The 12,023-nt window shown below is 53.4% G+C and carries 14 protein-coding genes; 8 read left to right on the forward strand and 6 right to left on the reverse strand.

Translation table 11 applies throughout. The annotated features are described in order from the left end of the window. Nucleotides 1–176 precede the first annotated feature (176 nt). On the reverse strand, nucleotides 177–1,160 hold the full coding sequence (mbfA, locus tag ACTJI9_RS04930) for an iron exporter MbfA (protein WP_440806407.1): 984 nt from the start codon (nucleotides 1,158–1,160) through the stop codon (nucleotides 177–179). 211 nt (nucleotides 1,161–1,371) lie between these two features. Between mbfA and ACTJI9_RS04935 the strand changes: the two genes are divergently transcribed. Both ACTJI9_RS04935 and cysK read left to right on the forward strand, forming a co-directional pair. Continuing rightward, nucleotides 1,372–1,992: a LysE family translocator gene (locus ACTJI9_RS04935; protein ID WP_115052179.1), complete on the forward strand. Its 621-nt coding sequence runs from the start codon at nucleotides 1,372–1,374 to the stop codon at nucleotides 1,990–1,992. Nucleotides 1,993–2,132: 140 nt separating this feature from the next. Further along, nucleotides 2,133–3,110, forward strand: a complete 978-nt coding sequence (cysK, locus tag ACTJI9_RS04940) for a cysteine synthase A (protein WP_440806409.1) — start codon at nucleotides 2,133–2,135, stop codon at nucleotides 3,108–3,110. 58 nt (nucleotides 3,111–3,168) lie between these two features. On the opposite strand, the gene ACTJI9_RS04945 is transcribed toward cysK, so the two are convergent. Continuing rightward, nucleotides 3,169–3,456, reverse strand: coding sequence for a HigA family addiction module antitoxin (locus tag ACTJI9_RS04945; protein ID WP_115051694.1), 288 nt, complete (start codon nucleotides 3,454–3,456; stop codon nucleotides 3,169–3,171). Between the two features lie 11 nt (nucleotides 3,457–3,467). Beyond that, a complete protein-coding gene (locus tag ACTJI9_RS04950; protein WP_440806927.1) occupies nucleotides 3,468–3,614 on the reverse strand; it encodes a type II toxin-antitoxin system RelE/ParE family toxin in 147 nt (48 codons plus the stop codon). A 426-nt stretch (nucleotides 3,615–4,040) separates the two neighbouring features. Between ACTJI9_RS04950 and rplM the strand changes: the two genes are divergently transcribed. From rplM to ACTJI9_RS04975, 5 genes are all read left to right on the forward strand, one after another. Next, nucleotides 4,041–4,505: a 50S ribosomal protein L13 gene (rplM, locus tag ACTJI9_RS04955; protein WP_115051695.1), complete on the forward strand. Its 465-nt coding sequence runs from the start codon at nucleotides 4,041–4,043 to the stop codon at nucleotides 4,503–4,505. Nucleotides 4,506–4,507: 2 nt separating this feature from the next. Then, entirely contained in the window at nucleotides 4,508–4,984 is a 477-nt protein-coding gene (rpsI, locus tag ACTJI9_RS04960; protein ID WP_122084539.1) for a 30S ribosomal protein S9, read from the forward strand. A gap of 254 nt (nucleotides 4,985–5,238) precedes the next feature. Then, nucleotides 5,239–6,201 (forward strand): agmatinase, encoded by a 963-nt coding sequence (gene speB / locus ACTJI9_RS04965; protein ID WP_440806414.1) that lies wholly within the window; start codon nucleotides 5,239–5,241, stop codon nucleotides 6,199–6,201. A 181-nt stretch (nucleotides 6,202–6,382) separates the two neighbouring features. Next, the gene (gene argC / locus ACTJI9_RS04970; RefSeq protein ID WP_440806415.1) at nucleotides 6,383–7,318 is read left to right on the forward strand and encodes an N-acetyl-gamma-glutamyl-phosphate reductase; all 936 of its coding nucleotides are present in this window, start codon (nucleotides 6,383–6,385) and stop codon (nucleotides 7,316–7,318) included. Continuing rightward, nucleotides 7,311–8,165, forward strand: a complete 855-nt coding sequence (locus ACTJI9_RS04975; protein ID WP_440806417.1) for an aminoglycoside phosphotransferase family protein — start codon at nucleotides 7,311–7,313, stop codon at nucleotides 8,163–8,165. Before argC ends, ACTJI9_RS04975 begins: the two co-directional genes overlap by 8 nt. Here ACTJI9_RS04975 and arsK read toward each other — a convergent pair. Both arsK and ACTJI9_RS04985 read right to left on the reverse strand, forming a co-directional pair. Beyond that, entirely contained in the window at nucleotides 8,154–9,377 is a 1,224-nt protein-coding gene (gene arsK / locus ACTJI9_RS04980; protein WP_440806420.1) for an arsenite efflux MFS transporter ArsK, read from the reverse strand. The two genes, ACTJI9_RS04975 and arsK, sit on opposite strands and share 12 nt — an antisense overlap. Before the next feature lie 79 nt (nucleotides 9,378–9,456). Further along, on the reverse strand, nucleotides 9,457–10,554 hold the full coding sequence (locus tag ACTJI9_RS04985) for a COX15/CtaA family protein (RefSeq protein ID WP_440806422.1): 1,098 nt from the start codon (nucleotides 10,552–10,554) through the stop codon (nucleotides 9,457–9,459). Between the two features lie 160 nt (nucleotides 10,555–10,714). On the opposite strand from ACTJI9_RS04985, the gene ACTJI9_RS04990 reads away from it, so the two are divergent. Next, a complete protein-coding gene (locus tag ACTJI9_RS04990; RefSeq protein WP_440806425.1) occupies nucleotides 10,715–10,930 on the forward strand; it encodes a DUF2842 domain-containing protein in 216 nt (71 codons plus the stop codon). Between the two features lie 4 nt (nucleotides 10,931–10,934). Here ACTJI9_RS04990 and ACTJI9_RS04995 read toward each other — a convergent pair whose 3' ends face one another. Beyond that, nucleotides 10,935–11,987 carry a polysaccharide deacetylase family protein gene (locus ACTJI9_RS04995; protein WP_440806427.1) on the reverse strand — a complete coding sequence of 351 codons (1,053 nt, stop codon included), beginning with the start codon at nucleotides 11,985–11,987 and terminating at the stop codon, nucleotides 10,935–10,937. Between the last annotated feature and the right edge of the window lie 36 nt (nucleotides 11,988–12,023).

The raw sequence follows: 12,023 nt of genomic DNA on the forward strand, positions 1-12,023 counted from the left end.
TATTCGCCGCAAAGCAGATTGCATTTCTTCTCTGCGTGCTTCGACAAGCTCAGCATGAGTGGAGGTAATGATTGCATTACCTCCACTCAACGGAATAACATCTCCATGCGATCAATCCACGTCCCTCATGCTGAGCTTGTCGAAGCACGCAAAGCGTTCATGCCAACTTATAAGCGTCAGGCATTGCCGATCAAAATGCCTGTCGCCAGCACCAATCCGCCACCAAGCACAACCTGTATGGCAGCGCGGAAGAAGGGCGTTTCCATATATTTGTGCTGGATGAATGCAATCGCCCAAAGCTCGACGAAAACTACCAGCGCAGCAATTGTTGTTGCGGTCCAAAAATTGGTGATCAGATAAGGTAAGGCGTGGCCGAGCCCGCCGATTGTTGTCATCAGACCATTGGCAAGGCCGCGCTTGAGCGGTGACCCGCGTCCGGACAGCTTGCCATCATCATGCGCAGCCTCGGTAAAGCCCATGGAAATACCCGCACCAAGCGATGCGGACAGGCCGACGAGAAAAGTTTGCCAAGTGTCCTGCGTTGCAAAGGCGGCTGCGAAAATTGGCGCGAGCGTGGAAACGGAACCATCCATAAGACCCGCCAGACCAGGCTGGATATAGGTCAACAGAAACTGGCGGCGCTCCGTCTGCTTCTCTTCCTGCTGCACATCGTACGGCGTATGTTGCACACCAAGGCGATGCGCCAACGATTCATGGACTTTTTCGGCGACGGCCAGATCACCAAGCAGCTTGCGGGTTGAAGCATCGCTAACGAGTTTTACCGACTCCATATAGAAGCGATAGGCCTGCTCCTCCATTTTTTCCGCCATCTCACGGACCTTATCGATTCCGAGTGGGCGCAGGAGCCAGTCAGGTTTACGCTCGATATAGCCCCGCACATGTTCGCGGCGGATCAAAGGAATGCGGTTGCCGAACCGCTGAACATGAAGATCAATCAGCGCCTGGCGATGGCTGTTCTCCTCCTCCGCCATGTCTTCAAACACCTTGGCGCTTTGCGGAAAATCCTCCCGTAAACCATCCGCATAGGCGAGATAGATGCGCGCATCATCCTCTTCGGAGGAAATGGCGAGGGCTAAAATCTGCTGTTCCGACAAGGAAGCAAGGTCGTAACGGTGGTGACCAAAAAAACGGCTAAACATGGGATATTCCTAAATTAGAATAATTCTAAACTAGAGCGTTTGATCAAAAATTTCAAGGTAAGAGTTGGGTAGCCGTACAACCGCAGTGTGCCGATTAACTTGACCACAATCATCAATAAAATTGATAAACACTGTTGAAAAGGCCCGATAGACACGGTGCAGGCGCGGGAGTATGTTGCGCACCATTCAATTACCAGTGCCGGATTTCTTCATGACACTTACAGGTTTTATCGCCTATTCGGGCGCACTCGCTATTGCCGCAGCCATTCCTGGACCGGGCGTAACTGCCCTTGTCGCCCGCGCGCTGGGCTCTGGCTTCCGCTCTTCCCTGTTCATGTCCATCGGGCTTGTCCTTGGTGATCTTACCTATCTTACCGCGGTCGTACTGGGCCTTGCAGTTGTGGCGCAAACGTTCGGTACGTTGTTCCTGATCATAAAGTGGGCTGGCGTTGCCTACCTCACCTATCTGGCCTGGAAGCTGTGGACGACTGGCATTTCGACCGAGAGAATCGAAGCGAGTAAAAGCCGCAGCGGCAATATTTCAGCTATTCTAGCTGGACTGACGCTGACACTAGGCAATCCAAAAACCATGCTTTTCTACATCGCGCTGACACCGACGCTGGTTGATCTGAAATCCATTACTCTGGCTGACTATTCCATTCTCGCTGTCTTAACGGTGATTGTGCTGATGATTGTGCTCGTGCCCTATCTTGCGCTGGCCGCCAAGGCACGCGGTCTGCTCGCCTCTCCCCGCGCTCTCAAGCGTCTTAACCGTACAGCTGCCGCTTTTATGGCTGGCGCGGCATTGGCTATCGCTGGTCGCGCTGGCTGACTTGGATTCATATTCTAACAGGAATGGATTATTAGTTTAATTTTCCATTCCTCCCCGCCTTTGTGCACGTACCCGACTATGAATTTTCTGCCAAGAGCCATAAGATCGCGGCCAGAACAATTTCAATTCGGGAGAATATCATGAGCAGCGACACGCTACGCAAGCCGGGCCGTGGCCGTATCTACAACTCTATTGTCGATACTATTGGCGACACGCCGCTTGTGCGTCTCGACAAGTTCGCCAAGGAAAACGGCGTCGTTGCAAATCTTCTGGCTAAGCTTGAATTTTTCAATCCGATTTCCAGCGTCAAGGATCGTATCGGTGTTGCGCTGATCCAATCATTGGAAGATCAGGGCAAAGCTGTACCGGGAAAGACGGTTTTTGTGGAACCGACATCCGGCAATACAGGCATTGCACTCGCCTTTGCCGCCGCAGCAAAGGGCTATCGCCTTATCCTTACCATGCCGGAAACCATGTCCGTCGAGCGCCGCAAGATGCTCAAGTTGCTTGGTGCCGAATTGGTGCTAACGGAAGGCGCAAAGGGCATGATGGGCGCTATCGCCAAAGCCAATGAACTCGTTGAAACCACGCCGGGCGCAATCATTCCCGGCCAGTTCGACAATCCGGCCAATCCTGAAATTCATCGCAAGACGACAGCCGAGGAAATCTGGAACGATACGGACGGTGCGGTCGATATTCTCATTTCCGGCATCGGCACGGGCGGCACGATCACCGGCGTCGGTCAGGTGCTGAAGCAGCGTAAACCAAGTGTGCAGATCATTGCAGTCGAACCCAGAGATTCGCCCGTGCTTTCAGGCGGCAATCCCGGACCGCACAAGATTCAAGGAATCGGCGCCGGTTTTGCGCCGAGCGTGCTCGACACCCATATCTACGATGAGGTGGTCCAGGTTTCCAATGAGGATTCCTTTGCCAATGCAAGACTGGTCGCGCGTATTGAAGGCGTGCCCGTTGGCATTTCCTCAGGCGCGGCGCTGACAGCAGCGATCGAGGTTGGCAAGCGCCCGGAAAACAAGGGCAAGAATATCGTTGTGATCATCCCCTCCTTTGCCGAACGCTATCTTTCAACAGCACTATTTGACGGATTGGATGGCTCATGAAAACCGCCAATCACCCCCTAAAGGGAGAGGCTGGCGAACTTTAGGGGTGCCGCTTTAACTACGACAGATTGGCGAAACGTTCGATAGGCGGTTGCTCACGATGCTCCGCTTGCCATAAATCGTAATCAGCCTGCACGCCAAGCCAGACCTTTGCCCTGCCAATACCTGCACGCTCCAAGCGTACAGCAAGGTCTGGGCTTATGGGCGCATGACCATGCATAATGCGGGACAGGGTTTCACGCGCAAATCCTAGCCTGCGCGCAAGCTCGGTCACCGATATGGCAAGCGCTGGTAAAACATCCTCCAGGAGGGTTTGACCGGGATGCGGGGGATTAAACTGTCCCATGTCATTATTCCTCAATGATAATCCAGATAATCGACGAGTTCGACATCATTAAACCGGAAAATGATCCGCCAATTTCCACTGACGGAAATCGACCAAAAACCTTCCAGAGACCCCTTGAAGTCGGTGAAGTCTCCAGCCTGGAATAGAAAGATCCTCAGGTACGGAAGCGCGGTCGAGAAAGGCCAGTATTCGAGACAATCGCTTCACATGCGCAGCATTGATCTCCGGGTGGAACCCGTTTCAAAGAAAACCTCAAGTCCCTTATGGCGAAAACTTCTGATCATTCCTCGAATGTGATGTAATAGATCACATATCGCAACCAACGTCCGGTTGCAAGCTGCAAAAACAATGCGCCAAGATGTGGTAATATAATACCTTTCTTACAAGTTATTGATTTTGCTTACCTATTTATATTATATGTCGAAATTAACGACTTGACGCTCTCCATTTGAGCCTTTATTGAGACCCATGACTGCGGTGGGGCTTCCCGCCGTTTTTCATTGTTGTGCGGATTTCATGATCTTCACAACCCAAGCAACAAGAAAAGCCTTCTTTTATGAAGGATGATCTCAAGGACAACACAAATGGCTACCTTCACACAGAAGCCGGCAGATGTGACGAAAAAGTGGATCCTGATCGACGCGACGGATCTCGTCGTCGGCCGTCTCGCCACCATCGTCGCAAACATCCTGCGCGGCAAGCACAAAGCTACCTTTACCCCGCATGTTGACGATGGCGACAATGTCATCATCATCAATGCCGACAAGGTTGCCTTCACAGGCAAGAAGCTTTCGGACAAGATTTATTACTGGCACACCGGCCACCCAGGCGGCATCAAGGAACGTACAGCTGGTCAGCTGCTTTCCGGCCGTTTTCCTGAGCGTGTTGTCGAAAAGGCAGTTGAGCGCATGGTTCCACGTGGACCGCTCGGCCGTCGCCAGATGAAGAACCTGCGCGTTTATGCCGGTTCCAACCACCCACATGAAGCGCAGGCACCTGAAGTCCTCGACGTTGGCGCGCTGAATTCCAAGAACAAAAGGAGCGCATAAGAATGGCTGAGCTCAACTCGCTCGCAGAACTCGGTACAGCTGCTGCATCGACGCAGGCTGCTGCACCTGTTCATGTCCAGAAGCTCGATGCCAAGGGCCGTGCATATGCAACCGGCAAGCGTAAGGATGCGGTTGCCCGCGTCTGGATCAAGCCAGGTTCCGGCAAGATCGTTGTCAACGACAAGGAATATGGCGCATATTTCGCTCGTCCGGTTCTGCAGATGATCCTGCAGCAGCCAATCGTTGCTGCTAACCGCGCTGGCCAGTATGACATCATCGCTACCGTTGCCGGTGGTGGTCTTTCCGGTCAGGCTGGTGCTGTTCGTCACGGCATTTCCAAGGCCCTCACCTATTTCGAACCTGCACTGCGCGGCGTTCTGAAAAAGGGCGGCTTCCTTACACGCGACAGCCGCGTTGTAGAACGCAAAAAGTACGGCAAGGCGAAAGCCCGTCGTTCGTTCCAGTTCTCAAAGCGCTAATATCGCTTTATACGGACAGAACAGAAAGCGGGCCCTCGGGTCCGCTTTTTTGTTGCGCTGAGATATACTTGAGATAGCTTCGCCGCTGTGCGTGGTTCGACAAGCTCACCATGAGGAATCCGGGTTGCCTTCATCTGATGGGAACTCTTCGGGATATCCTACAAGATCGCCGGTTCAGGCGTCTCCCTTCCTCATGGTGAGCTTGTGGAACCACGTACAACAGAAATGCCAGAACTCCCGGAGTTGGAAAACCAATGCCCTCGAAATCCATCGATCATGCCTTTACAGCTCGCACGCTGACCAGCGCAGCGACTGATCCCACACATGCGGGCGCGCTCTCATTCATGCGCAGGCGCTATACCAAGAATCTCAATGGGGCAGAGGCTGTTATCTGGGGCATTCCATTTGATGCTGCAGTTTCCAATCGCCCTGGCGCAAGGTTTGGTCCGCAGGCAATCCGCCGGGCCTCGGCAATCTTTGACAATGACCCGCAATATCCCTTCCAGCGCGATCTGTTCGAAGATCTGGCCGTGATTGATTATGGCGATTGCCTGCTCGACTATGGCAATCATCAAAAGACACCGGCCACGATTGAGCGGGAAGCGGCCAAAATAATCAAATCCGGGGCGTTCCTGCTTTCGCTTGGCGGCGATCATTTCGTCACATGGCCGATCCTGAAGGCGCATGCGGCAAAACATGGACCGGTTGCTCTCGTGCAGTTCGACGCGCATCAGGACACTTGGTTCGATGATGGCAAGCGTATTGATCATGGTTCATTTGTTGGCCGTGCGGCACGCGATGGTGTTATCGATCCTGCCCATTCGATTCAGGTCGGTATCCGTACGCATGCGCCGGATGATTGCGGACTGAAGATCGTTTATGGCTACGAGGTTGAGGAGCTTTCGGCGGCGGAAATTGCCAGGCAGATCATCGCTCGCACCGCTGGCAAGCCGGTCTACCTGACCTTTGACATTGATTGTCTTGATCCGGCCTTTGCACCGGGAACCGGAACGCCCGTCGCAGGCGGCCCGTCATCGGCAAAGATTCTGTCGGTTCTGCGCCATCTGACCGATCTAAATATTATCGGTGCGGATGTAGTGGAGGTCGCCCCTGCCTATGATCATGCGGATGTGACGGCAATCGCAGGTGCCACAATAGCGATGTATTATTTAGGTATATTGGCCGAACAGAAGGCCAACCGATCAAATCCAACCTGATGGCTATCTGATGCGATTTTCTGTGCTTCCGGTGCTCATGGACAAGAACGTCCACTGCGCTCCGGTTCTCGAAAATCACCCCAGCTAACTCATCAGTTTAAATTTGATTTTCGGCAACCTCCCACATTGAATCCGCTTTTCTCGCTAACTATCTGAATTCAAAGCTTCCAAGGGTATTTTGATGAAACCGAAAATATTTATCGACGGCGAACACGGCACCACAGGTTTGCAAATTCGCACCCGGCTTGCGGGGCGCGATGATCTAGAAGTCATCTCCATTCCTGAAGCCGAACGGCGTAACAAGGATTTGCGCGAGGAGTTTCTGAAGGCTGCGGATGTGGCGATTCTTTGCCTGCCGGATGAAGCTTCAAAGGAAGCCGTTGCTATTCTCGAAGGAAACAATTCCACCAAGATTATCGACACGGCGACAGCGCACCGCGTTCACCCTGACTGGGTCTATGGCTTTGCGGAACTCGACAATGCGCAGCGCGAAAAGATCGCCAAAGCGCGGCTTGTCGCCAATCCCGGCTGCTATCCCACCGGCGCGATTTCGCTGATCCGCCCATTGCGTGATGCTGGCATATTGCCGGCCGATTATCCAATTTCGGTCAATGCGGTTTCGGGCTATACGGGCGGTGGCAAGCAGATGATCGCGCAGATGGAAAACCCTGACGCGCCAGACCATATCGCGTCCAATCATTTCCTCTATGCAATGCCACTCAAGCACAAGCATGTTCCGGAACTGCAGCTGCATGGTCGCCTTGACCGCAAGCCGATCTTCAGCCCGAGCGTTGGCCGCTTTGCCCAAGGCATGATTGTTCAGGTGCCGATCTATACGAGCGATCTTAACGGCAATGCTTCGATGGCGGATATCCACGCTGCGCTGACCGCTCATTATAACGGCCAGAATATTGTTCAGGTCGTATCGCTTGAAACAAGCGCCACCCTGCCCCGTCTAGACCCTGAAGAACTGCGCGATACGGACATCATGAAGCTCTACGTGTTCGGCACGGAAGGCTCCGGGCAGGTCAATCTCGTAGCCCTTTTGGACAATCTCGGAAAAGGCGCTTCGGGCGCGGCAGTGCAGAACCTTGATCTCATGTTGGGTCATGGCTGACAATCTTCTGCAAAGCCTGCCAGCCGAATGGTATCTTTCTGAACCCGAACTGTTCACAGAAACCCATACCAGCCGCATCATTATGGTGCGGTTGGAAAATGGTGAGCAGGCTGTGGTTAAGCAGTTGAATGCCACCGGCATGGAAAATGAGTTGCGTGGCGCGCACTATCTTGAATGGCATGATGGCCATGGGTGCGTGCGCGTGCTCAAGCAACAAGACAACAATCTCCTGCTGGAATATGGCGGCTCGCGCACCCTGCTCGATCATCTGAATGAACATGGCGATTCATCGGCAACATTGATCTTCACTGATCTATTCCAGCGATTGCAGGAAACCTATCGCAGTCAGAAACCGGTTTCACCGGATTTCGTGCCATTGCGGAAACAATTTTCCAGCCTTTTCAAGAAGGCAGAGAAGGACCGCAAGGCCGGTGAGCGAAGTATATTTGTAGACGTGGCCGCAATTGCAGACCGGTTGCTCGACAACCAACGTGATATTCAGCCGCTGCATGGTGACATACACCATGAGAACATTCTTTTTGGCAAACGTGGCTGGTTGGTTATCGACCCGCAAGCATTGCTGGGCGACCCGGCCTATGATGCCGCCAATATGTTTTACAATCCGGTGGAACGGACTGACCTGCGTACTGATCCGAAACGCGTGGCCACCATGGCGAAGATTTTCGAAGACGTGTTCAGGCGTGATCGCAAAGACTATCTGGAATTCGGCATGGCGCATGCATGCCTATCTGCTTCATGGCATGATGAAGACAAGAACCACGAAGAGCGAGATCGCAGCCTTGCCGTGGCGACGACTATCCGCGAGGTGCTCGCCTCAGCCGCCTGAACGTTTTACGAGTCTTGCTACCACGACGAATGTCATGACCCCCAGCATAGCGATAATGGCGACGACAAAGAGCGCTGCCGTCGGCCCGAAATGCTCAAGCAGAAATGCAAAAATGAAAGGCGCCACCGAAGAAACGATCAGGCGAGACGAGGTGATTTTGCCGAGAATTTCGCCATAGCCCTGATGACCGAACAACGCTAACGGCAATGTGCCCTGCACGATGCTGTTCAATCCCGATCCCATGCCAAACAGAATAGCGAACATGACCGCTCCGGCAATCAAAGGTATGGGTGCTGGCAGCAGCAACATCATGAATGCGAGTGGGATCATTACCGTGGAAACGATTGCGATGGTCATCGCAGAGAATCGGCCACCCATAAGCATATTGATGAGGCGGCTTGCAAATTGCGCCGGTCCAAACATCGTCCCGACGAAGACTGCGGAGGAAGCGCCTAGCCCAACCGCGCCGAGCACTGGTACAAAATGAATAAGCATTGATGAAAGCGAGAAGCTCGTCAGCGAAAAACCCATTGCCAAAAGAACAAGAGCAGTTTTGCGATCATCATATTGTAGCGAGCCGCCAGCCTCCATCGCATGGGGCGGTTGAGGCGAAGCATTGTGCGTCATCTTCGCCGAGCGCCGTGTCATTTGTGACAGCCAGAAGTGGATGGGGAAGCAGACTGCGACTTGCAAAACGGCGTAAAACAGGAAGATTTCGCGCCAAGTGAAGGTGTCCAAAAGTGCTGTGGCAAGCGGCCAGAACAGTGTCGACGAGAAACCGCCCATCAACGTCAAATAGGTTATCCGGCGCGGTGCGAGCTGTGGGTCTACTTGTACCAGCACGGCAAAGGCAGTGTTATAAAGGATGAAAGGCGTGGCTATGCCTGTTGTGACCAAAGCGGCCGCAAACATCCACCAATTGGTTGAGACAGCGCAAAAAACAAGGGAGAGCGCCGCAGCCAGTGAGCCGAGGGTCATGACGCGCCCTGCCCCAAACCTGTCTGCCCAGCGACCGGACCATGGCGATACAATGCCGCCAATCAACAGCGTTCCGGAAAACGCCGCAAACAGCCATTCTCGGGTCTGAGCAAACTCCTGCCCTACAACCGGAGCCAGAATACTGAAACTATAGAAAAGCGTACCATAACCGATGATCTGCGTGATACCGAGGCCAACTACCGTAGCCAGCGACCGCCTCGCACTGATGATCATAATTTTAGTTTCCGATATGCATGCTTAACAGGATTAGCGTCAGGACCTGCAAACTAACTGAGTCTCTCACTGTAAGCAGTCAGTTTCCTTGTACAATCTTCGTTTCAAGCGGATATGCGCCTTTTGTTGCGCGCCAATGCGCCACAGCAAAGCCAAGCAGAACAATTGCAAAAAGCTGATGAAGCAATCCGAGCCCGATCGGTACTTGCATAAGCAATGTGGTAATGCCGATTGCGGCCTGAGCAGCGACCAGCAGCGCGAAGAAAACTGCACGTCGGGCATGCGTTGTCTCAGGCGCCATGCGCGTGGTTGAGAAAGCATGCCAGATCGCCATGGCAAAGACGAAATAAGCAAAGAGGCGATGGACGAATTGCACAGTCTTCGGGTTTTCAAAGAAATTGTGCCAAATCGGCTGAATAGGAAACATGTCGCCCGGGATGATTGAGCCATCCATTAGCGGCCAGGTATTGTAGGACAGCCCCGCATCAAGGCCAGCAACGAGGGCGCCAAGATAAATCTGAATGAATACAAGCACGACCAGCCAGCCGGAAAAGCGCTGAATGGGGCGATCTGCCGGTTTTTCAGTATAGACCGCCAAACCTCTTGCCACGTACATGACGGCTGCGAAAATAATGCAAGCCAAAGTCAAATGTGTAGCGAGACGGTATTGGCTGACATCGACCCGAACAGCCAGCCCTGAGGCGACCATCCACCAGCCTACGGCACCTTGCAGACCGCCTAGCGCCAAAATACCAATCATGGGCCATCTGAGGCGTCGCTCGAGTCGGCCCGTAAGCCAAAAGAAAGCCAGCGGCAGGGCAACAAGAAAACCAACGCCCCGAGCAAGGAACCTATGAGACCACTCCCACCAGAAAATCTGCTTGAACTCAAACAGGCTCATGCCTTTGTTCAATTGTTGATACTGTGGAATCTGCCTGTATTTATCAAACTCTTCCATCCACTGGTCATATCCAATAGGCGGAATAATACCGTGGATCGGCTTCCATTCGGTGATGGAGAGGCCCGAACCCGTCATACGCGTGGCACCACCCACGAACACGATGGTCGCCAGCACCACCAGCACCGCATACAACCAGATACGGATATGCTGGCGATTTCTCGCTTCGCGATCCTGCACCAAGACAAGCGCGTCTTCGGACGTAATATGGGCGGCCATGCAAAAACTCCTTAGAGCCGGATAGGTGAAGCATCTTGCGGTGCATGACAAGCGGCGCTTACGCGACACGCCGTCGCGTTTGCAAGCCTCGCGTGGCTTTTTCGCTTTTCGAGTGAGGATTTAACAGATAGATCAACCTAACGCTCAATTGGATAGCAAAATGCCCGTAAGGCTGAAGAAACTCATCGGAACATTTTTCCTGGTCGCGCTAGTCTGCGTCTACGCCATTGTCGCGACAATTTTTGCCGTGGCTCTCCTTGGCGATGCCAGCCCGTGGATCCACCTGCTCTACTTCTTCGGCACAGGCATATTGTGGGTGGTCCCGGCGATGTTCATCATCAGCTGGATGGAGAAGGCGCCCAAGACCAAAATCTAGGCACTCAAGCCTGAATAATCCGCCTGCCCGCATTGGCGATAGGTGTGGTCGCACCACTCATCATGGTTTTCGCATAAACCAGCTTCTGGAAACGCCCATTGATCGAAATGCGCGGCAATATATGCATGTGAGCCCGATGTTCGGCGTGGATGGTGCCGTGACGGGTTGTCACTGCCGAAACAAAACCTTCCTGCGCCGCCAATGATGCCTCACGATCACCCGCCGCTCTCACCGAGCCATAAGGATAGGCGAAATGCTGCGGTCGTTTGCCCAATTTTTCTTCCAGCATATCTGCGGATTGCCGCATTTCGAAAGAAACCATCTCGGGTGTCAATCGCTTGAGATTGTAGTGATGAACGGAATGCGCGCCGATTGTGCATAGCGGATCGGTGGCGATCTGACGCAATTCCTTCCAGTTCATAACATCGCGATCGGCAGCGACACCGCAAATCATGTTCTGGGCGTCGCACATTTCCCGCAAGACAGGCATTTGCTGGAGTTCGGTCAGTGTTTCGGTGAAATAGCGCATCAAGGCGTGAAATGTCGCGCGCTTCTGGAACATTGTTGCGCAACGCCATTCCTGGCCGTTCGGTGCCTTGATGAAGCTAGCCTTGGCGACGAGAAGTTCCAGCACCTCCCACCACAAAACAGCCGCGCCTTCTATAAGACCGGGCGTTGCATAAACCGTGAAAGGCGCACGGTGTTTTTGAAAGACCGGATAGGCATGATGGAGATTATCACTATAGCCATCATCAACCGTGACCGCCGCAAAACGGCGCCCGCCCTTTGAGCCGGATGCAATGCGGGCGACAGCTTCATCCATGGAAACCAGCTCAATATCTTCCGACTTAAGGGATACCAGTATTGTGTCGAGAAAGGCTGGAGAGATTGAGAGCGAACGATTGACGCCGAGCGGACTTGTGCAGTCCGGCCGCACCCTGTGCAGCATGATGATTGAACCGAGACCGCCAAGACGCGCGCGCGACCGCGATGCAAAGCCGCTATGCCAAGCCAGCCTCATCACGGCCTTGCGTATTAAATCGGCCGCGTGGACCATTCCTTCACCAACTTTGATTTATGTAGAAGCAACAGG

Origin of the sequence: Phyllobacterium sp. 22552 (genome assembly GCF_052044585.1) — a bacterium.
Taxonomy (GTDB): Bacteria; Pseudomonadota; Alphaproteobacteria; order Rhizobiales; family Rhizobiaceae; genus Phyllobacterium; species Phyllobacterium ifriqiyense.